The organism is Hyphomicrobium album (genome assembly GCF_009708035.1).
Classification (GTDB): domain Bacteria; phylum Pseudomonadota; class Alphaproteobacteria; order Rhizobiales; family Hyphomicrobiaceae; genus Hyphomicrobium_A; species Hyphomicrobium_A album.
This window is the reverse complement of the sequence record NZ_WMBQ01000002.1, coordinates 1,173,334-1,199,055: the sequence shown is the minus strand read 5'-3', so window position 1 is coordinate 1,199,055 and position 25,722 is coordinate 1,173,334. Positions and strand designations below refer to the sequence as shown.

Annotated in this window: 22 protein-coding genes; 6 read left to right on the top strand and 16 right to left on the bottom strand. The window is 65.3% G+C overall.

What is annotated here, in order from left to right:
* Positions 1-53: 53 nt before the first annotated feature.
* The gene (locus tag GIW81_RS17990) at positions 54-1,226 is read right to left on the bottom strand and encodes a hypothetical protein (protein WP_229309395.1); all 1,173 of its coding nucleotides are present in this window, start codon (positions 1,224-1,226) and stop codon (positions 54-56) included.
* Positions 1,227-2,043: 817 nt separating this feature from the next.
* On the opposite strand from GIW81_RS17990, the gene GIW81_RS17985 reads away from it, so the two are divergent.
* A complete protein-coding gene (locus tag GIW81_RS17985) occupies positions 2,044-2,982 on the top strand; it encodes a peptidoglycan-binding domain-containing protein (RefSeq protein WP_154740679.1) in 939 nt (312 codons plus the stop codon).
* A gap of 11 nt (positions 2,983-2,993) precedes the next feature.
* Here the strand turns inward: GIW81_RS17985 and cutA are convergent, their stop codons facing one another.
* Complete coding sequence (gene cutA / locus GIW81_RS17980) at positions 2,994-3,332, bottom strand: divalent-cation tolerance protein CutA (RefSeq protein ID WP_324615097.1); 339 nt, start codon at positions 3,330-3,332, stop codon at positions 2,994-2,996.
* 44 nt (positions 3,333-3,376) lie between these two features.
* Here cutA and GIW81_RS17975 point away from each other — a divergent pair, with 44 nt between their 5' ends.
* Positions 3,377-4,159, top strand: coding sequence for an NAD kinase (locus GIW81_RS17975; protein ID WP_154740678.1), 783 nt, complete (start codon positions 3,377-3,379; stop codon positions 4,157-4,159).
* On the opposite strand, the gene GIW81_RS17970 is transcribed toward GIW81_RS17975, so the two are convergent.
* Together GIW81_RS17970 and GIW81_RS17965 are read right to left on the bottom strand one after the other, a co-directional pair.
* The gene (locus GIW81_RS17970) at positions 4,153-4,878 is read right to left on the bottom strand and encodes a hypothetical protein (RefSeq protein WP_154740677.1); all 726 of its coding nucleotides are present in this window, start codon (positions 4,876-4,878) and stop codon (positions 4,153-4,155) included. The two genes, GIW81_RS17975 and GIW81_RS17970, sit on opposite strands and share 7 nt — an antisense overlap.
* Positions 4,879-5,012: 134 nt before the next feature.
* Complete coding sequence (locus tag GIW81_RS17965; protein ID WP_154740676.1) at positions 5,013-5,588, bottom strand: nitroreductase family protein; 576 nt, start codon at positions 5,586-5,588, stop codon at positions 5,013-5,015.
* A gap of 190 nt (positions 5,589-5,778) precedes the next feature.
* Here GIW81_RS17965 and GIW81_RS17960 point away from each other — a divergent pair, with 190 nt between their 5' ends.
* Complete coding sequence (locus GIW81_RS17960) at positions 5,779-7,740, top strand: vWA domain-containing protein (protein WP_154740675.1); 1,962 nt, start codon at positions 5,779-5,781, stop codon at positions 7,738-7,740.
* 97 nt (positions 7,741-7,837) lie between these two features.
* Complete coding sequence (locus GIW81_RS17955) at positions 7,838-8,839, top strand: hypothetical protein (protein WP_154740674.1); 1,002 nt, start codon at positions 7,838-7,840, stop codon at positions 8,837-8,839.
* 17 nt (positions 8,840-8,856) lie between these two features.
* Here GIW81_RS17955 and GIW81_RS17950 read toward each other — a convergent pair whose 3' ends face one another.
* Together GIW81_RS17950 and GIW81_RS17945 are read right to left on the bottom strand one after the other, a co-directional pair.
* Positions 8,857-9,387 carry a tetratricopeptide repeat protein gene (locus GIW81_RS17950; protein WP_154740673.1) on the bottom strand — a complete coding sequence of 177 codons (531 nt, stop codon included), beginning with the start codon at positions 9,385-9,387 and terminating at the stop codon, positions 8,857-8,859.
* 12 nt (positions 9,388-9,399) lie between these two features.
* The gene (locus GIW81_RS17945; RefSeq protein WP_154740672.1) at positions 9,400-10,440 is read right to left on the bottom strand and encodes an amino acid ABC transporter substrate-binding protein; all 1,041 of its coding nucleotides are present in this window, start codon (positions 10,438-10,440) and stop codon (positions 9,400-9,402) included.
* Between the two features lie 191 nt (positions 10,441-10,631).
* Between GIW81_RS17945 and metC the strand changes: the two genes are divergently transcribed.
* A complete protein-coding gene (gene metC, locus GIW81_RS17940; RefSeq protein ID WP_154740671.1) occupies positions 10,632-11,819 on the top strand; it encodes a cystathionine beta-lyase in 1,188 nt (395 codons plus the stop codon).
* Between the two features lie 61 nt (positions 11,820-11,880).
* Complete coding sequence (locus GIW81_RS17935; protein WP_195930653.1) at positions 11,881-12,813, top strand: ankyrin repeat domain-containing protein; 933 nt, start codon at positions 11,881-11,883, stop codon at positions 12,811-12,813.
* A gap of 13 nt (positions 12,814-12,826) precedes the next feature.
* On the opposite strand, the gene GIW81_RS17930 is transcribed toward GIW81_RS17935, so the two are convergent.
* The 10 genes from GIW81_RS17930 to GIW81_RS17885 all read right to left on the bottom strand — a co-directional run bounded on the left by GIW81_RS17930 (position 12,827) and on the right by GIW81_RS17885 (position 25,664).
* Positions 12,827-13,441, bottom strand: a complete 615-nt coding sequence (locus GIW81_RS17930) for a c-type cytochrome (RefSeq protein ID WP_154740669.1) — start codon at positions 13,439-13,441, stop codon at positions 12,827-12,829.
* A 95-nt stretch (positions 13,442-13,536) separates the two neighbouring features.
* Complete coding sequence (locus tag GIW81_RS17925; RefSeq protein WP_154740668.1) at positions 13,537-15,255, bottom strand: pyrroloquinoline quinone-dependent dehydrogenase; 1,719 nt, start codon at positions 15,253-15,255, stop codon at positions 13,537-13,539.
* 187 nt (positions 15,256-15,442) lie between these two features.
* Positions 15,443-16,027, bottom strand: coding sequence for a nucleotidyltransferase family protein (locus GIW81_RS17920; RefSeq protein WP_324615096.1), 585 nt, complete (start codon positions 16,025-16,027; stop codon positions 15,443-15,445).
* Positions 16,028-16,043: 16 nt separating this feature from the next.
* The gene (locus GIW81_RS17915; protein ID WP_154740667.1) at positions 16,044-17,060 is read right to left on the bottom strand and encodes an XdhC family protein; all 1,017 of its coding nucleotides are present in this window, start codon (positions 17,058-17,060) and stop codon (positions 16,044-16,046) included.
* 27 nt (positions 17,061-17,087) lie between these two features.
* The gene (locus GIW81_RS17910) at positions 17,088-17,699 is read right to left on the bottom strand and encodes an Isoquinoline 1-oxidoreductase subunit (protein WP_154740666.1); all 612 of its coding nucleotides are present in this window, start codon (positions 17,697-17,699) and stop codon (positions 17,088-17,090) included.
* Positions 17,700-17,709: 10 nt separating this feature from the next.
* Complete coding sequence (locus tag GIW81_RS17905; protein WP_154740665.1) at positions 17,710-19,875, bottom strand: xanthine dehydrogenase family protein molybdopterin-binding subunit; 2,166 nt, start codon at positions 19,873-19,875, stop codon at positions 17,710-17,712.
* A gap of 2 nt (positions 19,876-19,877) precedes the next feature.
* Positions 19,878-20,336, bottom strand: a complete 459-nt coding sequence (locus GIW81_RS17900) for a (2Fe-2S)-binding protein (protein WP_154740664.1) — start codon at positions 20,334-20,336, stop codon at positions 19,878-19,880.
* Positions 20,337-20,503: 167 nt separating this feature from the next.
* Positions 20,504-23,683, bottom strand: coding sequence for an efflux RND transporter permease subunit (locus GIW81_RS17895; protein WP_154740663.1), 3,180 nt, complete (start codon positions 23,681-23,683; stop codon positions 20,504-20,506).
* A 9-nt stretch (positions 23,684-23,692) separates the two neighbouring features.
* Positions 23,693-24,883 carry an efflux RND transporter periplasmic adaptor subunit gene (locus GIW81_RS17890; protein WP_154740662.1) on the bottom strand — a complete coding sequence of 397 codons (1,191 nt, stop codon included), beginning with the start codon at positions 24,881-24,883 and terminating at the stop codon, positions 23,693-23,695.
* Between the two features lie 88 nt (positions 24,884-24,971).
* Positions 24,972-25,664 (bottom strand): FMN-dependent NADH-azoreductase, encoded by a 693-nt coding sequence (locus tag GIW81_RS17885; protein ID WP_154740661.1) that lies wholly within the window; start codon positions 25,662-25,664, stop codon positions 24,972-24,974.
* Positions 25,665-25,722: the final 58 nt, after the last annotated feature.

The window sequence follows — 25,722 nt, the reverse complement described above, 5'->3', positions numbered from 1 at the left end:
AGTCGCTGAAAAAGAGAAAGGCCGCTCTCGCGGCCTTTCGTCGAAGCCTATTTCTAGGCGGCCTTCTCACTGAAAGCCGTCAGCTTCTTATCCTCCTCGAGCTCGCCGGCGGACTTCAGCGCAATGCCGATGTACCGCACGCGTCCTGCTATCCTTGCTTTCTGGACTCCGAGCTCACCGAACTCCCGACCGAATGTCGGCAGTGCCAGCGGCTCTTTCTGCTGCTCTTCACACCATGCACAGTAGTCCTCGTATAGCGAAGTTGCAGTCAAGCTCGATCCGTCTTGTGTCTCGATTCTCTCCTTATAGAAGCGCTCCACGTCGTTTTCGGGAGCGATCAGTCTCTGTGGAGCCGGCGACGCGACCTTGGTTTCTGTGGTCGATCGGTTGTCGTTCGCTCCAGAACGCGGCTTTTCTATCGCAACGGCCTTGGGGGCCGCCACCGCTGCCGCAGCGGTGCTGACCGGCGCGATACGCGGCGCGGCCGGCGAGTGGCTGTCGTAGAGGCGCCACTGGCTAAAAGCTATGTACATACCGAAACCCGATCCGACTTCGAGCAGAAGCGCGATGAAGACCGTAAGTGCGGTCTGCACGTCCTCGACCTTGACGGTTGGGGCAATCAGCGCAGCGAGCTTGGCAAGAACCGCAGCTTGCGGGTCGGCCTCAGTCATCACGGCATGACCACCATTGACGTTGGTCATCTTGCCTTGGATATCGGCAATGCGAGCTTCGAGCGCGATGGATTGCTGCGCTGAAGCGAGCTCCGCCGAAAGGGCGTGATACTTCTGACAGAAGCCACGCGACTTGCTGCCGGTCACCTTGCTGCATTGCTCGGTGTTGGCCCATGCGCGCTCGTCTTTCACAGCGTCGATGTCGGCTTGCACCGCCTGAGCAGGACGATGCTGCGGGATCCAGGACAACTGTTCCTGAGCCCGAGCCAAGTCGGCACGATGATCCTTGTAGCTATCCGCCGAGGCGGTGCGCTGGCCGGCCGTGTCCAACCTGTTCAACGCCGCGTGGCCGAGAGCCGAGGTCAGCGAGTAGGACGTGACGACGACCCAGACGAGGGCGGAGGCGAGAGCCTGCGACCACATCCGATTGCGTATTGCGGCGAAGAAGAAGAAAGGCACGAGTGCCTTCATGCAGTCGGCGGCCGCGCTGGCCGCTCCGTAGATCTGGCCGTCGAACTCGGTCCTTCCGAGACTGACGCCAAACCGCCAGTTCATCGCGCACGAAACGGCGAGTAGTACGCCGGCCGCGAGAACCCCCAACACGCCTAGAGCATGTCTCATGTTTGCCCTCATGAATTATGGACGCCGGCTTTCGACGCATGACAGCGATGCCGGGCTTGCTTGTCTCTGTTCAGGGCTGGAACAGAACCTCTCCATCTCCAACGAGGTACTGGGCACTTCGTGCTGGCGTGCTTGGTTTGGTCGATCCGTTGAGCTCCGGCTCCATTCCCCAATGGCATCCGGCAGACCGGCAACCGCACACGTAGACGTCGTACCGAGAGCTGGAGCCTCACCCTTTGGGTGCCGGCACGGGCGGGAAATCGCCGCTCGATTTCCCCCTGTGCGCAACTTTCCCCACTGGGCGAGGCGACAAGTTTACGGACGCGGGACTGCCCCCTCAGTTGCCTTTGCTACGCGATTCGAAATCTTTTGTTAAGAGAATCAGCCCTGTAGCTGGAGGCGCCAGGATCCGGCCGCAATTAACCACGGAAAGCGGTCACGATGTCGTCCACAGATTGCCCACTGACTGGACGACAGTTACCCCCAGCACGGGTGCAAATTGCACAGGCGTGCCCGCACGGCGGTCTCCGAGTTGTGTGCGGACCGAGCTAGTCCGGTGGTTGCATAAGCCCGCGGGCGGATATATTTAGTTAAGGCCCGGTAGGGACTTACAAACTGGGATTTTGTCGCGGCTTCTTAAGTTCATTGTCATCGCTTCTTCTTAGGCTCATGCGAACCGATTAACGCTGCCGCACGTTCTCGAACGGCATCGCACCACGAGCATGTCGGGAAGCGTAGGGAGTTCATTGATATGCGTGGCCTTGGCGGCTTCGTGTTGTTGGCGGGTATAGGCGTAGGGTTGTTCGTCTATTTTCCTGCCCCGGTCGACCGAGATACGACGCTCGAGCAGGCAAAGCGCGCGACGTTCGAACGCGTCGCCGCCCGCGGTGAGACCGCGATCGCTCCTGTCGCCGCGACTGCGCCGCCGAGCGTAGCGCGCTTCTCCCCTGCCCTGACGCTGTCGCCTGCACGATCGAACGCGCAGTTCGCCGCTGCGGCTCCGACCGCGACCACACCAACGGCAAAAGTCGAATCCGTTGCCAACTGGCAGACGAGCGTCGCCCCTGCCCCTGCAGGCACGGCACTCGAGCCGACCGACCCCGAGAGCCGTTACAAGCTCGTGGTAGACATCCAACAGCAACTGAAGCGCGTTGGCTGCTATTGGGGCCGCGCCAATGGCGCCTGGAACAACTCCACGCGCGAAGCGCTGCGGACGTTCACGTCGAACACCAATGCTGCACTCCCGGTCGACAAGCCCGACTATCTACTGCTCTCGCTCTTGAAGCAGAACAGCGGTCGCTCCTGCGGCATTGCCGAAACCACGACCGTCGCGACACACCCGCAGAATGCGGACACGGTCGCCGCGGCGCAGCCCGAGGTTCTTCCCTGGAAGGCCAATCAGGCGAACTCGCTCTATAAGCCGATGCCCAACAGCGTCGTCTCCAGCGAGCCGCTGCCCGGCCGCATGACGATCGGCGGCCCGAAGGAGTTCCCAGCCGCGCAACAGGCGCCGCTCGTTCCTGGCACGCCCGGTCAACCCGGCGTCGCCACGGCGGCGCTCGATCCGGGCGTTGCCTCGCCCTCGGCAGCCCCGCAGAAGCGCCAGGCCAAGAAATCTGGCGGCTGGCGCAAGCCGGCCCACGGGACGCCGCGCTACAATCTCATGCTGAGCCTTGGCGGCGTCTACTGAGCGCCGCCTCCTCAATCGCTCTCCGGCAGGGTCTCAGCGAGCAGCCAGCTCAGGTAATCGGCCGCTCCGTCGATAATCGGCAGCACGACCAGCGCCGGGTTCGTGTACGTGTGGCGGCTCTTCACCGCCTTGATGACGCTCGGCGCCAGCGCCTCGCGCGTCTTGATGATCATCACCACCTCGCTGTCGCGCGCGATCGTCCCTTCCCAACGATAAATTGACGTCATGCCCGGCAGGATGTTGACGCAGGCGGCCAGCCGCCGCTCGACCAACTCGCGTCCGACCGCTTCGGCGGCTTCCGGTGATGGGAAGGTCGAATAAATCAGAACGGGCTTGTTGTTTTCCTGCACTTGAGCGAGCCTCCCACGCCTTGCGCCGCCGCCCAGTACCAACCATGCCAAAGACGAAGACCAAATTCGACAGGATTGCGTTCGTCGCCAGCGAGATGCCGGAGGCGATAGCTGCGTGCGAGCGCCTGGGAGCCCTCTACGGCGATTCCGATCCGGCCGAAGCCGACGCGATCGTCGCCCTAGGGGGTGACGGCCACATGCTGCAGACGCTCCACCGCTTCATGAACGACGGCGTGCCGATCTACGGCATGAACCGCGGCTCGGTCGGTTTCCTGATGAACGACTACAGCGAGGAGAACCTGCGCGAGCGCCTCGCCGACGCGGACGTGAGCCGCATCCATCCGCTCTCGATGATCGCCTACGACAAAGCCGGCAAGGCCCACAAGGCGCTCGCCATCAATGAAGTATCGCTATTCCGCGAGCGCCATCAGGCGGCGAAGCTGCGCATTCTCGTCGATGACACCGCACGGATGGAAGAGCTGGTGTGCGATGGAGTGATGGTCGCCACGCCGGCCGGCTCGACGGCGTACAACCTTTCCGCCCACGGGCCGATCCTGCCAATCAACGCGCCCCTCCTGGCTCTCACGCCGATTAGCCCCTTCCGTCCGCGGCGTTGGCGCGGCGCGTTGCTCCCCAACAAGGTGCGTATCGCCATTGAAGTGCTGGAAGCCGACAAGCGGCCGGTGAGCGCCGTGGCCGACCACTTCGAGACGCGCGGCGTGACCCGCGTCGAGGTCGAAAAAGCGCGTAACGTCGAGCTATTTATGATGTTCGATCCCGACCACAGCCTCGACGAGCGCGTGCTTGCGGAGCAGTTTCGCTACTGAGCGCGACCGCCGACCCTGGCGATATCTACCTTTGCCTGCCAAGCCACGATGCTGTCACGAGCCGGCGGCTCGGCATTGCGATGGCCGGGTTCTGGATCAACCGCAGGCGGCCTGAGGCCAATGGCGACAAGCCGCGGCGGCTCGCCTAGCGCCGCACCGAGGCGCCGGTAGAACTGGGCGACTGTCGGCGGCGCGCCGTTGCCCTGGCTGACCTCGGGCAGCGCGGCCAGCATCGGGAACGATTCTTTGAGCGGGGCATCGGGCGCCCGGCCAACTTCCTTGATCAAGCTGATCGCCGTCTCGGGACCGAATACGTGCGCGACGTAAAGGTCGGCCGCCGCAGGTGCTCGTTTCAGGGCGTTGCGGATGCGGGCAGCATCGCGGACGGCTGCCGCGCTCGTCACGCGGCTTGCGATCTCGACGTTTTGGCGCGTTTCGAGGATGCGCCCACGGTCGCTGGCGACCGGCACGTAGTACCGGCCAGCACTGGTCACGAAAATACGCGCCCCGAGGCCATCCGCTTGCGCTTGGTTCTCGTATAGCGCCCGCATCCATCCGCGCTCTGTGAAGCGCAGCGGACCCTCGATCGGCTCAGCCAATTCAGGGGCGGTCGCCGGAAAGGCTTTTGCGGCTTCCACGGGCGCGTCGTGCCCTGCCGTCGAAGCGGCAAGGGACAGCAGCATCGCGAGCTGGGCCGGGATCTCGAATAGCGAACTCATGCGCGGCACTCCGCACGGCATGCGGGACGAACGACCAACCCCGCCCGAAAAAGAGGCAGTGCTCGAGGCTAGGAATAAAAGGGTGAAGATCGCGTTAAGGATCGCCGCAGGCTGGGACAGGTATGAAAATAAAGTTACCCGGGCCAGCGACTGACGATGTCCGTGAGCGCCGGACGCTCGCGCTCGTCGGAGGGTTCGGAGGGCGTGCCGACGTAGACAAAGCCGGCGATGCGCTCGTTCTCACCCAAGCCCAGGGCCGCGCCCACCGCCTTGTTGTAGGCGATCCACTCGGTGATCCAGGACGTGCCGTAGCCCAACGCGTTGGCAGCGAGGCACAGGTTGAAGCAGGCAGCGCCAGCAGACAGGACCTGCTCCCACTCGGGCGCGCTCCGATGCGGCGTGACCCGCGACACCACGGCAATGACCAGCGGCGCGCGCATCAGCCGTGTGCGCTCCGTCTCAAGCCGCACGTGCGAGGGCGGCTCCTTCTCCGCCGCCACGCACGCCTCGGCGACGACATCGCCGAGCCGCGCCCGTGCATCCCCCTCGATCAGGATGAAGCGCCACGGCGCCAGCTTTTTGTGGTCGGGCACCCGCGACGCGATGGTGAGGATGGTTTCGAGCTCGGTGTCCGTGGGGCCGGGCGCCACCAGCCGGTCGGGCTTTACCGAGCGGCGCTTGGCGAGGAAGGAGATGACGGGGTTTTCCATGGGAGGCCTCCTTACCCGTCCGGGCCCCGCGCTGCCAAGCCAAATTCGCCGCAGGCCAAGCTTGCCGCAGGGCTAAGCTCTTAGGGGCGGCGGCCGCCCCTGCCAGCGCCCGATACCGCACGTCCGTCGGATCGGCTATTCTCCCGCCCGAATCCGCCTCTTGCGCTCCGGCGGATGAAACAGGGGACGCATGCCGCCGCTTTCGAGAATGTTCGCTGGTTGTCTTGTCGCCGCCGTCGTCGCTCTCGCCTGTGCGGGAGCCGAGGGGCAAGATGCCCCCCCCACGACGATGATCGTCCTCGACGGCTCAGGGTCGATGTGGGGTAACCTCGGCACCGAAAAGCTTTCCAAGCTCGAAATGGCGCGGGCGGCGCTGCGCGCGCTTCTGCCGAGCCTGCGCACCGATGCGCGCATCGGCATTGCCTCGTTCGGACACCGCCGCCGCGGCAACTGCGGCGACGCGGAAGTCATTCTCCCGCCCGACATCAACGGCCCGGAGCGGCTGACGCAGCCCGTCGAGAAACTCAACGCAATGGGCAAAGGACCGCTTGTCCTCGCCCTCCGCGAATCCGCCCAGGCCATCGCCGGGGCAACGCCGGCAAGCATCGTGCTCGTCGCCGACGACCTCGATAACTGCGGACAGGACGTCTGCACGGCGCTCGGCGACATTCTCGCCACGAACCCCAACCTGGTCGTGCACACGGTAGCGATCGGTTTCGACAAGCCGAAGCTCGACCACATTAGCTGCATTCCTCGCCAGACAGGCGGCAAGCTGTGGGATGCGCAGGACGCTGTCGGGTTCAACTCGGCAATCGGCCAGGCCGTCAAGCTGGCGCTGCTGCAGAGCGGGCCGACCGCTCCGGCGCCGGAGCCCGCGCAAGCCGAAGCGCAGAAGCCGGCTGCGGGTGCACCGCCGGGACTCTATCTTTCAGCTGGACTTGGACCGACGAGTGCTACGCTAGACACGCCGGTGCATTGGCGGATCACGAAATCCGGTGCCGACGGGCAGCCCGTGCGCGACACGCGCGCCGCGGCAGTGTTCGAGAAGCTCGAGCCGGGTAGCTACGACATCGAGGCGGATGTCGGCTTGGCCCGCGCGCGCCAGACGGTCGATGTCGCTGCCGACCAGGCGGTACAGGTCCGGGTCGATCTCAATGCCGGCGTCCTCAAGATGCAGGCGCGATCGACGACCGCGGCGCCACCGCTCACGTCGCCGGTGTTCACAGTCAGCCCGGCCAAGGCCGACGCCGGCGACGCCCCGATCTGGGTCGGGCGCGATACCCAGCCCGAGATCTTGCTTCCCGCTGGCGACTACGTCGTCACGGCACAGAACGGCCTGGCACGCCAGCAGACCAGCGTCACGATCGGGGCGGCAACGGGTACGAGCTTCAATTCCATGCTCGCCTCGGGGACGCTCGAGCTGAGTGCCACACGCGGCACTGCCGCCGTCCCTGGAGACGCGGTCGACGACGGCGTGACCTTCATCCTTCACCAAGACGACCCCGACGCCCCGCAAGGCCGACGCGAGGTGGCGCGCTCGGCTGCCCCGGCTCCGAGCTTCATGCTGCCGTCCGGCACCTACTACGTCACCGCACGCACCGCGACGTCGGAGGCACGCGACCAGCTCGCCATAGGTGCCGGCGATGTCGTCAAGCGCGCGCTACCTCTGTCGCTCGCCCAAGTGAAGTTGTCGGCGACGCTCGGCGGTCAGCCGCCAACCGGCACCGCGCCGGTCACGTATCGCATCGTGCGCCTCGGCGCCGAGCCGCACGAGATTGCGCGGACGCTCGCCAAGGATCCCGAGTTCGAACTTTCGGCTGGGCAGTATCGGTTCGAGGCATCGCTGGGGGGCAGCAATGTCATCGCCGCGGTCGACCTCGCTCTCGGAGCCGGTCAAACGCAGAAGGTCAACCTTCCCCTCCAGGGCGGCAGCCTGACGCTGAAGCGGACCGACACGGGTGCGCCGGGAGACATCTTCTGGGAAGTGCGCGACGAGAAGCAGAAAACCGTGCTCCGCAGCAGTCAGCCGCAGCCGACCGCGGTGCTGGCTCCGGGGCGCTACGCGGTGAGCTCGGAGACTTCGACGCCTCTGATGAGCAGCATCGAGGTCAAGGCCAACGAGCACCGAACCTTCGATTTTACGGGGCAGTGAGCGCCCCGCCGGGGACATGCTCTCCGGCGTCACACTTCGACCACGCGGGTCGCGTTGTAACAGCTGATTGAGCGATACTCTTCCGACCGGCGCGAACATGGCGAGGCATTGCATCCAGTGGCGATATGCGATAGGCGGCGCTGTCGTCGCGGCGCTCGCCGTCGCCATGCCTCAAGCCGTGGCGCAAGAGGCGACGCCGGACAGCGGCGCGCAATTGCGCGGCGCCTTTCCGCCCGACACCGGCCGCATGGCTCCGTCACCCGTCGTGCCCGGCCCGACACTGCCCGCAAACACCACCGTCGTACCGCGCGCGCCGGCGGCTGACGGAACGGTGCCGACCGGTGGGCAGGTGAACCTCGTCGCGCTTTTGACCGTCGACGGCCAACGCATCGACAAGGGCCTCGTGTGGCGCATTTTTGCTTCGGCGCGCGATCCGCGCGCGGCGCCCAACCTGGTGATGACAAAACGCGAGGCCAGTCCGACCATCGAACTCGACCCAGGCGAATACATCGTCAACGCCGCGTTCGGGCGCGCCGACATCACCCGCAAGATCGTGGTGACGGCGGGTACCGCATCGAGCGAGAAGTTCGTGCTCAACGCGGGGGGTCTCAAGGTGAAGGTTATGGTGGGCGGCGTCGAACCGGCGGCGAATACGGTTACGTATGACATCCTGTCGAGCGAGCGCGACCAGTCCGACAATCGCGTACGGGTGCTCGCGGGGGCCAAGCCGAACGTGATCAATCGCCTCAACGCCGGCATCTACCGCATCGCGTCGCGCTACGGCGACGCCAACGCCAAGGTCGAGGCGGACGTGACGGTGGAGGCCGGCAAGCTGACCGAGGCGACCGTCACGCACTCAGCGGCGCGCGTCACCTTCAAGCTCGTCAACCGCCTGGGCGGCGAGGCGCTGCCCGATACGCAATGGACGGTGCACGCGCCGGATGGCGAGCTCGTGCTGCAGAGCGTCGGCGCGCTGCCGACCCACATCCTCGCACCGGGCACGTACTCGGTAACCGCCAAATCGGCGGCGGGCGTCTACAAGCGCGACTTCACCCTCGCCAATGGCGAGGTCTCGCAGGTCGAGGTCCTGATGCAATAGGCCGGTCGGTTACCGCCCTAGAAGTCGGTCAGCACCCAATCGGTGGGGCAGCCGTTGCGCTGCATGCGCGCATCGACAGCGTCGTGCTCGCCCCGCCGCTTGAGCTCGTGGAACAGCCCGCGCGCGATCTGCCAATGCTCGCAGGCGGTGGCGGGGTCGCCTTTTGCCTGGGCGATGTCGCCGAGCGCCACGCGCGCCTTGGCGTGCGTCTCCTTGAGGCCGGCGCTCGCCGCGGCGCGGATGCTCCTGCGCAACAGGTCCTCGGCCGCGTCCGTCTCGCCCAAATCGCGCCGCCACTGCGCCAGCGACAAGTAGAGGCCCGGAAGCCGCTGGGTTTGCCCGGCGGCCTCCGCCTCACCGACGGCGGCGAGCAACGCGGCACCATCCAAGGCGCGCTCGTTCGCGACGACAGGAACGTCGGCGGCTGGAATAGTTAGACGCGCGCGGCGGCGGGTGCGTAGCGCAAGGGCGATGAGCGTGACGAGCAGCGCCAGCATAAACGAGCCGACCAACGCGATACCCACATCGATCGGTAGGGCGGGATCCATGGGAAGCTGCCTTTAGCGGAAGGGCATCGAGTACATCAGGCCGCCCTTGGTCCAAAGATTGTTCAGGCCGCGGGCGAGCTTCAGGTCGGACTTGGCACCGAGGTTGCGGTCAAACACCTCGCCGTAGTTGCCCACGTTCTTCACGACCTGGTACGCCCAGTCGCGCGGCAGCCCTAGCGCCTGCCCGAGATTGGCCTCCAGCCCGAGGAAGCGGCGGATGCTCGGCTCGGTCGCGGCGCGCTGCGCATCGACGTTCTCCTTGGTGAGCCCCAGCTCCTCTGCCTCGACAAGCGCCATCAGCGTCCAGCGCACGACACCAAACCATTGCGCATCGTCTTGCCGTACCGCCGGCCCGAGGGGCTCCTTGGTGATCAGCTCGGGAAGGATCATGTGATCGCCGGGCGTGGCCATTTTGCTGCGTGCCACGGCAAGAAGCGAGACGTCCCCCGTCAGCACCGTGCAGCTCCCGCCGGCATAGGCTTTGACCAAATCGTCCCAGCTGTCCTGGGCGACGATCTGGTAGCGCATGCGCTTCGCGCCGAAGAACTCGGCAACCCCCTGCTCACCCATGGCGCCCGGCAGCGCGCAGACGGTCGCGCCGGACAATTCCAGGGCGCTTGCCACGGCGTTGCCGCGCCGGGTGAGGAAGCCCTGGCCATCGTAGAAAAGCACATCCGTGAAGCGCGCCCCGAGCTCGGTATCGCGGCTCAAGGTCCACGTCGCGCCGCGGGCCAGAACGTCGACGTCGCCGCTCTGCAGCGCCTTGAAGCGGTCATTGGCGCTGAGGGGCCAGAACTTTACGGCGTCCTTGCTGCCGAACACGGCCGAGGCAAGGGCCGTGCAGAAATCGACGTCTAGACCGGACCGCTCGCCCGCCGGGCTCGCCTGGGAGAAGCCCACCTGCACCTCGCCGATGCCGCAGAGCAAGTAGCCGCGCGCTCGAATGGCATCGAGCGTCGTCGTTTCGGCGTCAGCCGTCCCCGCCAGGGCGGCGAGCGCGCCAAGCCCGAGAACCGCGGTCAAAAGGCAGCGGAGATGCTGGATCATTTTCATGACGTCGCGTCAGTGTGGGGCGATAGGACGGGAGGCGCAAGGGACACGATGCTGCGACACGCAGAAGCGTAAACCTGCCTCTAGGATCAGTTGCCGCTCAATCTCCCGGAACCGGGATGGGGTCAAGACCTTGACCAAGCGGCAAACATGCGTCACACGGGCCGCCAGCCGCGGCGACCAGGATCCGCCCGATGTCCTCCTCAGGCAAGAAGCCCCCGCGTCCGCATGCTCCGGCGACCAAGGTCGTCCATTCGGGGCGCGCGCCGCACGACAACTTCGGGTTCGTCAACCCGCCCGTCTACCGCGGCTCGACCGTGCTTTTTCCCACGGCTGAGAAGCTGTGGAAGCGCGACCAGCTCTACACTTACGGCCGCTCCAGCACACCGACAGTCAGGTCGCTCGAGGAGGCCATCGCCGAGGTCGAGGGCGGGGCTGCCACAGCGCTGACGGCCTCAGGCTATCAAGCGGTGAGCACGGCCATCCTCGCCTTCGTGAAGTCCGGCGACCATATCCTGATGGTCGACAGCGTCTATCAGCCGACGCGCAAGTTCTGCGACTACATGCTGGCAAAGCTCGGCGTCGAGACGACCTACTACGATCCGCTGATCGGCGCCGGCATTGCCGACCTCATCCGGCCCAACACGCGCATCATCTTTACCGAGAGCCCGGGGTCACAGACCTTCGAGGTGCAGGACATTCCGGCCATCGCCCGCGTTGCCCGCGAGCGCGACCTGTGGCTGTTGATGGACAACACCTGGGCGAGCCCCCTCTATTTCCGGCCGTTCGATCACGGCGTCGACGTCTCGATCCAAGCGGCGACCAAATATATCGTCGGTCATGCCGATGCGATGCTTGGCGCCATCACCTCGAACGCGCGCGCCGCCAAGCACGTCGCCCTTGCCAAGGAACAGCTTGGCGTCTGCCCAGGCTCGGAAGAGACGTTCCTCGGCATGCGCGGCCTGCGCACGCTGGCGACGAGGCTGGCGCAGCACCAGCGTTCGGGCCTGGAAATCGCGCGCTGGCTCGAAGGCCGGCCCGAGGTCGCGCGCGTGCTGCATCCGGGGCTGCCGAGCCACCCGCAGCATGCCCTGTGGAAGCGCGACTTCCTCGGCGCCACTGGTCTGTTCTCGATCGTCTTGAAGCCGGCAAGCGACAAGGCGGTCGCTGCGATGCTCGACGGGCTGCAGCTTTTCGGCATGGGCTTTTCATGGGGCGGCTACGAAAGCCTCATCATTCCGTTCGACCCTAAGCCGTACCGGACTGCCACGAAGTGGACCGCCGATGGGCCCGCACTGCGCCTCCACATCGGCCTGGAAGACGTCGACGACCTGCGCGCCGATCTCGAAGCGGGTTTCGAGCGCCTCGACGCCGCAAAGTAATCGTAAGCTTGACGGCGTTTGGAGGCTTGCGTCGCTGGTCGCTTCGGTGAAGCATGAGCGCATGCACGGCAACTCCGAACCCCGATTCATTGCGGCCGCAGTCGCCATGCTGGTCGGCGCCACGACGTGCGACCCTGCCGCCGCCGCGAAAGTGCGTGTCTGCCAGGGCCAGGACCAGGCTTACGAGCAGATCAAACCCGTCGCGACAACGCTCGAGGTCAACGCCGCGCTATTTTCCGCCGCCGACAAGGGCTGCGCCGCATTGGCCCGCCGGCTACTCACGGACGGCGCCTCGCTGCAGGCACGCGATCGATTGGGCGCCATGCCGCTCAGCCGCGCCGCCCAATCCGGAGAAGCCGAGATCGTCGATCTGTTCTTGCAGAACGGCGCGGCGATCAATGCGCGCAACCTCGACGGCTCGACGGCGCTGTACCTCGCAGCCGAAGCGGGCAACCGAACGGCGGTCGAGGTGCTCCTGCGGCATGGTGCCGACGTCAATTTGCCGGGACGCACCGGCATAACGCCGATTGCTGCCGCGGCATTCATGGGCAGCGACACGCTCGTCCGCTTGCTGCTCGACAAGGGCGCCGACCCGAACGTCGCCGATGGCACTGGCAAGACGGCGATCTGCTATGCTGCCGGCCGCGGCTTTCCCGACGTTGTGCGGCAGTTGCTCGAGCGCGGCGTCGCCTCCAATGCACGGTACGGCAACGATCTCACCGCGTTGATGTGGGCGGCGGGCTATACCGAGGAAGCCGGCACCGGCGACATGGCCGAAATTATTAAGCTGCTCATCGAGCGCGGTGCGCACATCGACGATGCCGACAACCGCGGTCGCACGGCGCTAATGATCGCCGCCGCCGTCGGACACACGGCCACCGCCGAGCTATTGCTCAGTCACGGCGCAAACGCCAGCCTGCGCGACAAGAGCGGAAAAACTGCAAGGGACCTTGCAGCGAACGACACGTTGCGGGCACGCCTTGCCGCAAAATAGACCTGTGCCGACGTCAGCGCCCGTTGCTGCCGCCGAGTATCTGCAGGCCGGCGGCGTACTGCGATATCGCGTCGATGTCCTCCGGGGAGATCGCCTTCATCAGGTCCGACATGCCGGGGTTATTGCCGCGCGACCCATCGCGAAACGCCAGCATCGTTTGCTTTAGATACGCGCTCTGCTGGCCGGCCAACCGCGCCGTGGTGCCGTCACCTTGCAGCTGATCGAGATGGCAGCTCGGACAGCCGATGGATCCGACCGCTGTTAGTGCCTTGGTGGAAACGTCCTTCGCGGCGGAAGGCTGCTGCAGATTGGGCCACGCGAGCTTCGTGAAGTATGCGGCCAGCGCCTTCATGTCGTCCTTCGACAGGTCGGCGGCGATGGGCGACATCTGTTCATTCTTGCGCGAACCCTTGTTGAAGTCGCGCAGCTGCAGATAGAGGTAGCCCTCGTTCTGCCCCCAGATGACCGGCGTCGTTTTCTCTTGCGGGATGCCGGCCTCGCCGTGGCACGCCGAGCAGACCTGCGCCTTCTCCTCGATGGTTTGAGCGAACGCTTGTGAACCCAGGAGGACAAGACCAGAGGTCACAGCGGCGAGGATGCTGCTAGCGCGAGCGGAGCTTGGCGGCATCGATATCTTCCTCCGCTGGCGAACAAATAAAGGGACGGGGCGTAGCCCCGTCTCCAAATGTAGTGGAGCACGGTGCCCTCGGCGAGGGCGCCGCCTCAGTCCACGGTGAACGCGATAATGTTGTTACCGCGCTTGAAGTCGATCTGCGTGTTGCCTCCCGCACCGACGACGATGTACTGCTTGCCGTCGACGCCATACGACGATGCTGGCGCATTGACGCCCGCGCCCGCCTGGAACGACCACAGCACCTTACCGCTGGCTGCGTCATAGGCACGGAACCAGCCGTTGGCTTCGCCGGTGAACATCAAGCCACCGGCAGTGGTGAACGCTCCACCCATCATCGGCTGCGGCGTCTTTACCTGCCACTTGATCTTGCCGGTGTTGTAGTCGACCGCCGTGATGTTGCCTGCCTGCTCCTCGGTCGGGATGACTTTGAAGGCGCCGCCCAGCCACAGCTTGCCATCCGGATAGGGTGAGCTTTCGACGTGGTACGTCATCGGCTGATGCAGGTTGACGGCGTAGGCGAGGGCCAGCTCGGGGTTGACCGCCATCGGCGACCACTCGACGCCACCGTTGGCGCCCGGCAGCATGCGCGCGCCCTCCTTGGTAGGCAGCACCCACATGTTCTCCTGCGCCACCATGGCGTCGGAGAAGCGGATGAGGCTGCAGTCGTCGCGATTGTGCACATAGACGTGGCCGGTCTTGCCGCCGTGAATAACGCCGGGAACCGTCTTGCCGTCCTTGCCTTTGACGTCGACCAGGATCGGCGGGCTCACCGCGTCGAGGTCCCACACGTCATGCGCAATGTACTGGAAGTGGCAGACATACTTCCCGGTCTCCAGGTCCACAGCGACAAGAGAGTCCGTATAGAGGTTGTCGCCGGGACGTAGCGAGCCGTCGAGATCAGGGGACGGATTGCCGACAACGAAGTAGATGCGGTTGGTCTTGAGATCGACGGCCGGGTTCTGCCACACTCCGCCGCCGAGTGTTTTGTAGGGGTCGCCGTTCTTCTCAAACGCCGCCTTCTCCGCCGCGATATCGCGATGCATGTCGCGGCCTGTCGCATCGTGCGTCGCCCACACGCCAACCGACTTCTCGGGGATGGTATCGAAATTCCACACCTGCTTGCCGGTCTCGGCATCGTAGGCGCGCACGAAGCCACGGATACCGTATTCGCCGCCGTTAGTGCCGATGAGGATCTTGCCGTTGACGGCGGTGGGAGCCATCGTCTCGCTGTAGCCGAGTTCCGGGTCGGCGATCTGCGTTTCCCAGACGAGACTGCCCGTTTTCGCGTCGAGCGCCACCAGCTTGGCGTCGAGCGTCCCCATGAAGACCTTGTCGCCATTGACGGCGACGCCGCGATTGTTCGGACCGCAGCAGTAGGTCGTGATTGGCCCCATCTTGTGCTTGTAGTGCCAGTACTGCTCGCCCGTCTTGGCGTTGAGTGCGTAGACGTGATTGAAGGACGTGGTGACATACATGACGCCGTTGACGACGATCGGCGTCGTCTCCAACGACTCCTTCACCTCCGTCTGGAATATCCAAGCCGGATGCATCTTGCCGACGTTAGACGTGTCGATCTGCTTGCCGGGGAAGTAGCGCGTCTGGTCGTAGTTGCCGTTGGTGTGGAGGAAGTTGTTCGCGTCCTTCGCGGCCGCGCTCAGCTGCTCCTGCGTGACCGCCGTCGCCGGTGCGCTCGCTGCGGCTTTCGCCGCGCTCTGCTCGATCTCCTGGGCGCTCGCTGCGCTCACGCCGCAGTAAACGATCGCTGCACCAATACAGGAACGGACGAGAGCGTCCTTCGTTCGGTTCATGGCTTCCTCCAGTCCCGCCCGGGCGCGCGCACGGCCGCTCGAAAGCAGCTCGCATGGCGAGCCTCGCCGGGAACTTTGGAGCCTGCGCTTGCCCGTATTTCCTGTCAACGCAGGGAGTCTTATCCATAGGTATAGGGAAATTTATCCCTGACCGCGGAGGCGAATAAAAGTTGCGGGGCATTTTCGCCTAACTCTGATCCTCGCCACGCAACGCGTCGAGGTCGGCCGACGTGTCCACGTCGCTGAGCAAAGCATCGTCGACGGCGACCGGCAGACATTGGGCGGCAATGAGCTGCAGCAGAGCTTTGGCCCCCTTCTCCGGCGGCAATGACAGAAGCGCGCCAAAATGCGCGCGCGGCCAGAGCACGGGATTGCGCTGCTCGCCGGCAGAAGTGGTCGGGAAGACGATGCGATTGCCGCCCGCAGCCCGGAATGCCGCGATCAACGATGCGATGGCTTGTGGCGTCAGCATAGGCAAGTCGGCGGGAACGACGAATGCGCCGGATGCCGCCGCCTCGACAGCGGCGATGCCTGCCGCGATCGACGCTCCCATGCCCTCGTCCCAGCGCTCATTGTGAACGAAACGCACGCGTTGGCCGCGCAGCGCCGCTTCGACGGCCTCACGGTCCCAACCTGTGACCACCAAGATGTCGCCGACGTCTGCCGCGGCCAAGGCGGCGACGACCCGTTCGATCAGAGTGCGTCCGCCGATCTCGGACAATAGCTTATTGGCTTCACCAAAGCGCCGCGAGGCGCCGGCGGCGAGCACCACGGCGGCGATGTCGCCGTCAGGCCGCACCGCGGGAGACTTTGATGATTTCCGCGAGGATGGATACGGCGATCTCGGCCGGCCCCTTGGCACCGATGTTGAGACCTATCGGAGCATGGATGCGCTGCAGATCCTCTGTGCTGAAGCCGGCGGCGCCCAGGCGATCCAAACGTTTGGCGTGCGTCGCCCGCGAGCCCAGCGCGCCGATATACATGCAGGGCGAGCGCAGCGCCGCCGTCAGCGCTTCGTCGTCGATGTGCGAGGCGTGGGTCAGCGCCACGACCGCCGTCCGTCTGTCGAGCCCCAGCTTATCGAAGGAAGCCTCCGGCCATTCGGCGATCGTCGCCGCGGCCCCGAACCGCTCTTCGCTGGCGAACACAGAGCGCGGATCGACGACGGTGACGGCGTAGCCGATTTGGCGCGCCAGCTCCGCGAATACCTGCCCGATGTGGGTCGCACCGGCCACGATGATGCGCAGCGGCGGCACGAGTGGCTGCACGAAAAGCTGCCCTTCGGGGGTGTCGATGAGACCGCCGGTGGCGGATGCAATGAAACTTGCCAATACGGTCGGCAAGGCTTCGTCTGCGGCGTGCACGCGCCGCGAACCGTCGCCAATGCGCGAGGTCACCACGACCGTTCGGCGCTCGCGGCGCGCCTCGATGATGCCGTCGACGAAGGCGATATCAGCCCGGGTCAGCGGCTCGATCAGAACGGTGAGCTTGCCGCCGCACGGCAGGCCGGCACGCCACGCCGTTTCCTCGCTAACGCCGTACTCGATCAGCCGCGGTTTGCCGGAGGCCATCACATCCGCCGCCTCGACGAGAACGTCAACCTCGACGCAGCCGCCCGACACCGAGCCTTCGAACCGGTCGCCGGGCGCCACGACGAGTTGTCCACCGGCCGGCACCGGCGCTGATCCCCACGTCGACACGACGGTGGCGATGGCGACCTGCCCCTGCTCGTCGAGCCAGGCGCGCACTACATCCCACGCGTCGCGCGCCGTGCCTCCACGCCGGTCAGCTGCAATGACGTTCATGCGCACACCTCGCGCGTCGCTCGCGTATCAAGCAGCCGGACAGACGGCTCCCGTGTCAATCCATGCCTTGAACAGCGCACCGAACTCTTTTTGGGTTCCGGGCGCCGGCTCGCGGCCGACGCCAGGATTCCAGCCCCAGCCGACGAGCGGGTCTTCCGCCATGTGATGAAGAAGCTCGTCCATCGATTTGCCGCCATTGCGGTTCGGGTCCTTGATCTGCTCGCAGATATGACCGAGCGACTTGCCGACCCACGCCATCTCGATCGGGGCGAGGTGCCACACGGGATTGCCCGGCACGCCGCCCGGATCGAAGTTTGCCGGTCCGTGGCAGGTGGTGCAGCGCATGCCGATGGCGCCGAAGTTGTCGACACCGCGCACGACGAGCGGCATGTGCGGATGCCGGTCGTCGCCCTGGAAAGGCCGGTCGCCTGCCGGGTGGCAGTTCATGCAGCGCGCGTGCGTGATGACTTTACCAACCTCCTGAAACAGCGCCAACGAGCGCTGCTTGTCGTCGGCGATCGATGCGAAAGACTGCACGGACTTGAGAGATTGGACCGGGTCGGGCTGCGCGGCGGACACAGCCATACCCACCGCGATGATCGCCAGGGCCCCGGAGAGCAGGATCGATGCTGCACGCATGGTGTTCTCCTTACGCCTTGGCGGCCGAGTGCGCGAACGGCAGCGTGAACACGCGCTGGCCGGTCAGCTTCGACCAGGCATTGGCAATGGCCGGAGCGATGGGCGGGGTGCCCGGCTCGCCGATGCCGGTCGGCTTCTCTTTCGATGGCACAATATGTACCTCGACATCGGGCATCTCGTTAATCCGCAGCACCCGATAGTCGTGAAAATTCGATTGAACGACACGCCCGTCCTCTAAATCGACCGAGGCGAACAGCGCTGCCGACAGGCCAAAACCCATGCCGCCCTCGAGTTGCGCGGCAATCACATCGGGATTGATGGCGATGCCGCAGTCGGCGGCGACGACGACCCGCTCCACCTTCGGCAGCCCGTCCTCGCCCATAGACACCTCGACGACGTGGGCGACGTAGGAACTGAAGGACTCATGCACGGCGATGCCGCGCGCGCGTCCCTGCGGTAACGGCTTGTCCCACCCCGCCTTTGCGGCCGCGAGCTCGAGCACTCCCAAGTGACGGGGATGCTTGGCGAGCAGCTTGCGGCGGATGGTGAGCGGATCGACGCCGCCCGCCTCGGCCAGCTGATCGAGAAACGTCTCGGTCGAGAACGCCGTGTGGGTCGAGCCGACCGAGCGCCACCAGAGGGTCGGCACGCCGACGTCGGTCATGTGCGCCGAAACGCGCAGGTTGGGGATTTGATAGGGCAACGTGCTCGCGCCTTCGACCATCGTCTGATCGATGCCGTTCTTGATCATGCCCGCCTCGAACGGCGAGCCCTTCATGAACGACTGGCCGACGATCACCTGGTCCCAGGCGACGATGTTTCCCTGCGCGTCGACGGCGCCGCGCAGCTTGTGCACGAAGATCGGCCGGTAGCGGCCGCCCTTGATGTCGTCCTCGCGCGTCCACAGCACCTTGATAGGGCCGTTGTGCTTGGCGCCCTTCAGGACCTCGGCCGCCTCCGCTGCCATGTCTCCGGCCGGCGTCGCACGGCGGCCGAAACTGCCGCCCGCGAGCAAAGTGTTGATCTTCACCTGCGTGGGCTTGAGCCCGAGCACTGCGGCGGCGACGTTCTGGTCAACTGTCTGCAGCTGCGACCCGAAGTTCATTTCCACGCCACCGTCGGCGGTGCGATGGATGACGCAGTTGTTCGGCTCCATCGGCGCGTGCGCCAGGTAGGGGAAGACGTACGTCGCGTCGAGCACCTTCGCGCCGGCCGCGAGCGCCTTCTCGACGTCGCCGTCATTGCGCGCCGGTGTACCCCGCGTGTTGGCGAGAGCGACGTACTGCTTGACGATGTCGGCGGTGGAGCGCGCCTCGGTTCCGGTCTCGTCCCACATCACGTCGAGCGCATCGCGGCCCTTCTTCGCCGCCCAGAAGTTTTCCGCGAGCACGGCGACGCCCTGCGGCACGGCGAAGACCTCTTTCACGCCGGGGATGGCGAGCGCCGGCGCCGGATCGAACGACTTTGCCTTGGCGTTGAAGCGCGACGGCCGCGCGAGCACGCAGGTGAGCATGTTCGGCATCTTCACGTCGATGGTGTAGATCGCCGTGCCATTCGTCTTCGGCAGCGTGTCGACCTTCGGCAGCCTCGGCGTGCCGATCAGCTTCCAGGCGTCCGGCTCCTTTAGCTTGAAGGGTCCGGCGACCTCGGTCTTTTGCGCGAGCTCGGCCAGCTCGCCGAACGTCGCTTGCTTGCCTGAGGCGTCCTTGACGACGCCCTTTTCGACCGTGATCGAGGCGGCGTCGACGCCCCACTGCTTTGCTGCAGCGGCGACGAGCCGGGCGCGTGCCTCGGCACCCGCCGAACGCAGCTGATCCCACGAGTTTGCCATGGCCGTCGAGCCGCCAGTGCCCTGAATGCCGAAGGCGCTGTTGGCATACTTCGTCGCGTCGGCCGGTGCGGATTCGACCCGCATCTGCGCCCAGTCGGCGTCGAGCTCCTCCGCGAGGATGGTGGCAATACCGGTATAGGGTCCCTGGCCGAACTCGATGTGCTTGGAGAGCACCGTCACCGTGTTGTCGGGGGCGATGCGGATGAAGGCGTTCGGCACGAATTCGCCCGTGGCGTCGGCCGCATGCGCGCGCTCTTGTCCAGGCAGGTGGAAGCCGACGACGAGGCCGACGGCGGCGGAGCCTTGCAAAAACTGGCGGCGATTGGCTGAAACGGGAACGTTCATGCTCAGCCCTCCATCCGTCCGGCCGCGTCGTGGATGGCGGCGCGGATTCTGTGATAGGTGCAGCAGCGGCAGACGTTGCCGGTCATGGCGAGGTCGATGTCCTCGTCCGTCGGCTTGGGGTTCATGCTGAGCAGGCCTACGGCCGACATGATCTGGCCGGACTGGCAGTAGCCGCACTGCGGCACGTCGATGGCGACCCAGGCGGCACGTACCGCTTCCGTCTCCTTGCCCTTCGCGCCCTCGATGGTGGTGACGTCAGCGCCTTCCAGCGTGCCAATGGGGGACACGCAGGAGCGGCGCGGCTCGCCGTTCACGTGCACCGTGCAAGCGCCACATTGAGCGACGCCGCAGCCGAACTTCGTGCCCGTCAATCCCTGCACATCGCGAAGGAACCACAGCAACGGCATCGACGGATCGCCGTCGAAAGTCGCTGGGGCTCCGTTGACAGTCAATTTGATCATCTGGCGCCTCGCTTACTTGAGTTGGCTGGGTGCAGAGCAATCACGTGTTGCAGAGGTCAACGCTTCAGGTGGCGGCGGGCTCCTCCAACAATGATAGAATTATGTGCGCCACGACATGCGGCGGGCGAAAACCGATCGGTGCATGTGGCGCCTCCAAACAATGCGGCTCATTCGGCCGGGTGCACGGCCCCCGCGGGGGCGGCGTCCTCTGGACGACGGCGCGAGAAGCGGTCGCCGAGCCACCGGCAGGTGACGTAGAACACCGGCGTAAAGATGAGACCGAAGAACGTGACGCCGATCATGCCGGCGAACACGGCGGTGCCGAGTGCCTGCCGCAGCTCGGCGCCGGCGCCGATCGCCCAGACGAGCGGAACCACGCCGAGGATGAACGCGAGCGACGTCATGAGGATAGGGCGCATGCGCAGCCGCGCCGCCTCCGTCGCCGCCTCGAACTTGGTCTTGCCCTGCTGCTCGAGCTGCGCCGCGAACTCGACGATCAGAATCGCGTTCTTCGCGGCGAGACCAATGAGCACGATGAAGCCGACCTGCGTGAGGATGTTGTTGTCCATTCCGCGCATGACGACGCCGGTGATCGAGGCGATCAAGCTCATCGGCACGATCAGGATGACGGCCAGGGGCAGCGTCAAACTTTCGAACTGCGCGGCGAGCACGAGAAACACGAACACGACGCCGAGCGCGAAGGCGAAGGCCGCCGTGTTGCCGGCGCGGATCTGCTGGTAGGCGAGCTCCGTCCACTCGTAGCTGAACCCCTGCGGCAGCGTTTCGTCGGCGATCTTCTGCATCATGTCGATCGCCTGGCCTTGCGAGTAGCCGGGCGCGGCGGAGCCGTCGAGCTCGGCGGCGGGATAGAGGTTGTAGCGGGGCACGCGCGAGGGAGCGGAGATGTCGCGCACCGTCGTGAACGTGCCGAGCGGCACAGTATCGCCCTGCGAGTTGCGCACCCGCAGCCGCAGGATGTCCTTGGTGTTGACGCGGAAAGCGCTGTCAGCCTGCGCCGTCACGCGGAAGGTGCGGCCGAGCAGGTTGAAGTCGTTAACGTAGGCGGAGCCGAGAAACGTCTGCAGCGCCGTGAACACGTCGGTGACATTGATGCCGAGCATCTGCGCCTTGACTCGATCGATGTCGAGGTAGAGCTGCGGCGTGGCGTTCTCGAACAGCGAGAAGACCTGTTGCAGGCCGGGCGTCTGATTGGCGCGACCCATCATCGCGTAGACCGCCTGCTGCAGCGCTCCAGGGCCAGCGTTACCGCGATCCTGGATCATCATCCGGAAGCCGCCGGCGCTGCCGATGCCGCGCACCGGTGGCGGCGCGACGACGAGCACCTGCGCGTCGCGGATGGTGGAGAACTTGCCCATCAGCGCCTTTTGGATTGCCTGCGCCGACTGGTTCGGATCCTTGGCGCGCTCCTCGAACGGCTTCAGCACGACGAACACCGCGCCGGCGTTGGGCGCGTTGGTGCGCGTCGCACCCGAGAAGCCGACGATGTTCACGGCGTGCGCGACGCCCGGCGTATCGAGCGCCAGCTCGACGGCGCGCCGGTTGACGGCGTCGGTGCGGTCGAGCGAGGCGGCGGGGGGGAGCTGCGTGATGGTGATGAGGTAGCCACCGTCCACCGCCGGAATGAACCCGATCGGCGTCTTGCGGAACTCGTTCAGGCCGAAGGCGATGACGCCCACATAGACGAGCAACATCAGCACTGCCAGCCGGACGAGGCGCCCAACCATCCAGGCATAGCCGTGCGAGGCCTTTTCGAACGACCAGTTGAAGGCGCGGAAGAAGGCCTCCACCGGCCACATGTACCAGGGCGTCTTGTGCTTCTCGCTGTGCGGCTTGAGGAGCAGCGCGCACAATGCCGGCGACAGCGTGAGGGAGACGACCAGCGAGATGACCGTGGCGCCAGCGATGGTCAGCGCGAACTGGCGGTAAAACTGGCCGGAGATGCCGGTGATGAAGGTTGACGGCACGAACACGGCTGAGAGCACGAGCGCGATGGCAACGAGCGCACCGCCCACCTCTTCCATAGTCCGGTAGGCCGCCTCGCGCGGGCTCATGCCAGCCGCCATGTTGCGCTCGACGTTCTCGACCACGACGATGGCGTCGTCGACGACGATGCCGATGGCGAGCACGAGGCCGAACAGCGACAGATTGTTCAGCGAGAAGCCAAACAGCGACATCAGGAAGAACGTGCCGATGAGCGATACGGGAATGGCGACGATCGGAATGATCGCGGCACGCCATGTCTGCAGGAAGAGGATGACCACCAAAACGACGAGCACGACGGCTTCGAGGATGGTGGTCACCACCGCGTCGACCGACTGCTGGATGAAGTCGGTCGGATTGTAGATGATGTCGTACTTGAGCCCGGCGGGGAAGCTCTTGGAGAGCTCCTCCATGGTCGCCTTGATCTTCTCCGCCGTTTCGATGGCATTCGAACCGGGAAGCTGGAAGACGCCGAGGCCGGTCGCCGGATTCAAGTCGAGATAGGAGTTCACGCCATAGTCGAGGGCGGCGAGCTCGACGCGCGCCACGTCCTTGAGGCGTACCACCGCATCGCCGCTCTGCTTGACGACGATCTGCGAAAACTCATTGGGATCGGCGAGACGCCCCTGCGTCTGCACCGAAATTTGGAATGCGCCCGGCTGCTGCACCGGTGGCTGGTTCAAAATGCCGGCGGCGACCTGCACGTTCTGCCGCTGCAGCGCCGTGGTCACGTCGTTGGCAGTGAGGCCCAGCGACTGCAAGCGATCCGGGTCCAGCCACACGCGCATCGAGTAGTCGCGGCTGCCGAACACGGTAATCGAGCCGACGCCCTGGATGCGGCTCAACACGTCGACGACGTTGACGCTGGCGTAGTTGGAGATGAACAGCGTGTCGCGAGACTGGTCGGGGGAATACAAGTGCACGACCATCATCAGGTCGGGCGAGGCCTTGGCGACGGTGACGCCGATGTTGCGCACGTCGGCGGGCAAGCGCGGCTGGGCGATCGCCACGCGGTTCTGCACCTGCACCTGGGCCGTATCGAGATTGGTGCCGAGATCGAACGTGACCGAGATGGAGAAGCGGCCGTCGACCGTCGAGTTCGACGAGATGTAGAGCATGTGCTCCACACCATTGATCTGCTGCTCGAGCGGCGCGACGACTGTCGACGCGACGACCTCCGCGCTCGCACCCGGGTACTGGCCGGTGACGTTGACCACTGGCGGCGCGATATCGGGATACTGGGCAATCGGCAAGCGGCCCACGGCGACGGCGCCGAGGATCACGAACACGATAGAGATGACTGCCGCGAAAATCGGCCGATCGATAAAGAAGTGCGAAAAGCGCATCGCCGGCCCTTAGTTGGTGCGGATGGAGGACGTGTCGCGAACCGTGCCGGTTTCGGCCTCTGCCTGTTGCGGCGCGACCTTGGCGCCGGGGCGCACGCGCATCAGGCCGTCGATGACGATGGTGTCGTCAGGCTTGAGCCCCTGCACCACACGCAGTCCGTCGACGAGTGGGCCCAGCGTCACGTACTTCGGCGTCGCCACGTTGTCGGCATTGAGCACGTAGACGAATTTCCGCACCTGCTCGGTGCCGATAGCCGTATCGGGAACCAGCAATGCCTCGGCGGGCGCCGAGGTAGAAATCTGGACGCGCCCGAACATGCCGGGTGTAAGCCGCCCGTCGGCGTTCCTGAACTCGGCTCGACCGCGGATGGTGCCCGACGAGCGATCGATGGCGTTGTCGACGAAGTCGATCTTGCCCTCGTGAGCGTAAGAGTCCTCGTCGATCAACTTGAGCTTCACCGGCAGACTCATGCCGCGATTGGCTGCATTGGACTCAGCCCCGCTCGCCATGCGCAGGTAGCGCAGGTAGGACGCTTCATCCATGGTGAACTCGAAGCGGATCGGGTCGATCGAGGCGATCGTCGCCAGCAGAGTCGTCCCCCCGCCTGCGCCGCCCGTCACGAGATTGCCGACCGAAACGCGCCGGTCACCGATGCGCCCCGAGATCGGGGCTTTGAGTTCGGTGAAGCTCAGGTCGAGCTCAGCCTGCTTGAGTGCCGCCTCTTGCGCCGTCACCGAAGCCGCGGTGACACGCGATGCCTGCAGCCGTTGATCGAGCGCCTGCTGGGTGATGGTCGTGCCGGTGCGCAGGCTTTCGCCGCGCTTGAGGTCGCTTTCGGCGAACGCAAGATTGGCTTTCGCCTGCTCTACCGCCGCCTTGGACTGCTCCACCGTCGCTTCGAAGGGGCGCCGGTCGATGACGAACAGCGGGTCGCCCTCTTTGACGAGCTGGCCGTCCTTGAAGAGGATCTTATCGAGATAGCCGGAGACGCGGGCGCGCACCTCGACATAGTCGAAGGCAATGAAGCGGCCGACGTACTCGTCGTGGTCCGTCACCATCTTCTTCGTCGGTTTGGCGACGCTCACCTGCGGTGGCGGCGGCGCTGACTGCGCCGGCGCCTGCGACTGGCCGCAACCGGCCAAGAGGGCGGAGATTGCGGCCAACGGAACGACGAGACGGGCAAGCGGGGAGATCGGCATAAAGAGTCCATTTGATGTGGCACTGGGGCCGGTTGGCCCCATGATTTAGTCGTGCAGTGGAAGTGCCGTCAGTTGTTCAAAGGTATAGTCAGGCCGCCGCGAGGACACCGGCGACCGGACCGGCGCGCCGCATTGCGGCATCGACTGCCCGCTCGGCGAAGTCTGGTCCCAACGCCATGCCCTCCAAGAGGATCGCCTGCACGTCGGTGATACCGACGAAGTCGAGGACGGAGCGCAGGTAGCTTTCGTCGTGCTCGAACGAGCGCAGCGGACCGCCAGAATAGATCCCTCCGCGCGACAAGACGAGTATGGCGCGCCGGCCGCGCAACAGCCCTTGGGAGCCCCCTTCCGTGTAACGGAAGGTGCGATCTGGCCGGACGATATGGTCGATCCAAGCCTTCAGCGGCGATGGTATTCCGAAATTAATCATAGCCGCCGCGATCACGATGGTTTCGGCGGCAAACAGCTCGTCGATCAGAGCATCCGAGCGCTCGATCTGCTCGCGCTGGCGGTCGGTCCGCGCCCCGGCGATTGAGCGCGTGGCGATGACGAAATCCTCGTCGAGGTGCGGAAGAGGGTTGCGGGCGAGATCGCGAATCGTGACGGTGGCGTCAGGATAGACTTGGCGCAGCTCCCGCAGGACACGCATGGCCACCAGGCTCGAGTACGAGGTATCGCGCCGCGGGCTGCTCGTCAGGCAAAGGATATTGCTATTGGCTTCATTGCGCACAAAACCGTATGACTGCGTGTTCTTGCGCTGCGCGGTACTGGTTGGCTGCATGGTTATGCTCGCGGGATTTGGTGCGGTGCGAAACGAGGGGCATGACAGCACCCGCACA

Coding starts and splice junctions, on each gene's coding strand:
- metC (WP_154740671.1), top strand. CDS start 10,632: ATGTCCTCCTCAGGCAAGAAGCCCCCGCGTCCGCATGCTCCGGCGACC.
- GIW81_RS17965 (WP_154740676.1), bottom strand. CDS start 5,588: ATGGAAAACCCCGTCATCTCCTTCCTCGCCAAGCGCCGCTCGGTAAAG.
- GIW81_RS17915 (WP_154740667.1), bottom strand. CDS start 17,060: ATGAACGTCATTGCAGCTGACCGGCGTGGAGGCACGGCGCGCGACGCG.
- GIW81_RS17885 (WP_154740661.1), bottom strand. CDS start 25,664: ATGCAGCCAACCAGTACCGCGCAGCGCAAGAACACGCAGTCATACGGT.
- GIW81_RS17930 (WP_154740669.1), bottom strand. CDS start 13,441: ATGCCGCCAAGCTCCGCTCGCGCTAGCAGCATCCTCGCCGCTGTGACC.
- GIW81_RS17935 (WP_195930653.1), top strand. CDS start 11,881: ATGCACGGCAACTCCGAACCCCGATTCATTGCGGCCGCAGTCGCCATG.
- GIW81_RS17955 (WP_154740674.1), top strand. CDS start 7,838: ATGGCGAGGCATTGCATCCAGTGGCGATATGCGATAGGCGGCGCTGTC.
- GIW81_RS17910 (WP_154740666.1), bottom strand. CDS start 17,699: ATGCGTGCAGCATCGATCCTGCTCTCCGGGGCCCTGGCGATCATCGCG.
- GIW81_RS17960 (WP_154740675.1), top strand. CDS start 5,779: ATGCCGCCGCTTTCGAGAATGTTCGCTGGTTGTCTTGTCGCCGCCGTC.
- GIW81_RS17970 (WP_154740677.1), bottom strand. CDS start 4,878: ATGAGTTCGCTATTCGAGATCCCGGCCCAGCTCGCGATGCTGCTGTCC.
- GIW81_RS17900 (WP_154740664.1), bottom strand. CDS start 20,336: ATGATCAAATTGACTGTCAACGGAGCCCCAGCGACTTTCGACGGCGAT.
- GIW81_RS17890 (WP_154740662.1), bottom strand. CDS start 24,883: ATGCCGATCTCCCCGCTTGCCCGTCTCGTCGTTCCGTTGGCCGCAATC.
- GIW81_RS17895 (WP_154740663.1), bottom strand. CDS start 23,683: ATGCGCTTTTCGCACTTCTTTATCGATCGGCCGATTTTCGCGGCAGTC.
- GIW81_RS17945 (WP_154740672.1), bottom strand. CDS start 10,440: ATGAAAATGATCCAGCATCTCCGCTGCCTTTTGACCGCGGTTCTCGGG.
- GIW81_RS17985 (WP_154740679.1), top strand. CDS start 2,044: ATGCGTGGCCTTGGCGGCTTCGTGTTGTTGGCGGGTATAGGCGTAGGG.
- GIW81_RS17925 (WP_154740668.1), bottom strand. CDS start 15,255: ATGAACCGAACGAAGGACGCTCTCGTCCGTTCCTGTATTGGTGCAGCG.
- GIW81_RS17950 (WP_154740673.1), bottom strand. CDS start 9,387: ATGGATCCCGCCCTACCGATCGATGTGGGTATCGCGTTGGTCGGCTCG.
- GIW81_RS17990 (WP_229309395.1), bottom strand. CDS start 1,226: ATGAACTGGCGGTTTGGCGTCAGTCTCGGAAGGACCGAGTTCGACGGC.
- GIW81_RS17905 (WP_154740665.1), bottom strand. CDS start 19,875: ATGAACGTTCCCGTTTCAGCCAATCGCCGCCAGTTTTTGCAAGGCTCC.
- GIW81_RS17975 (WP_154740678.1), top strand. CDS start 3,377: ATGCCAAAGACGAAGACCAAATTCGACAGGATTGCGTTCGTCGCCAGC.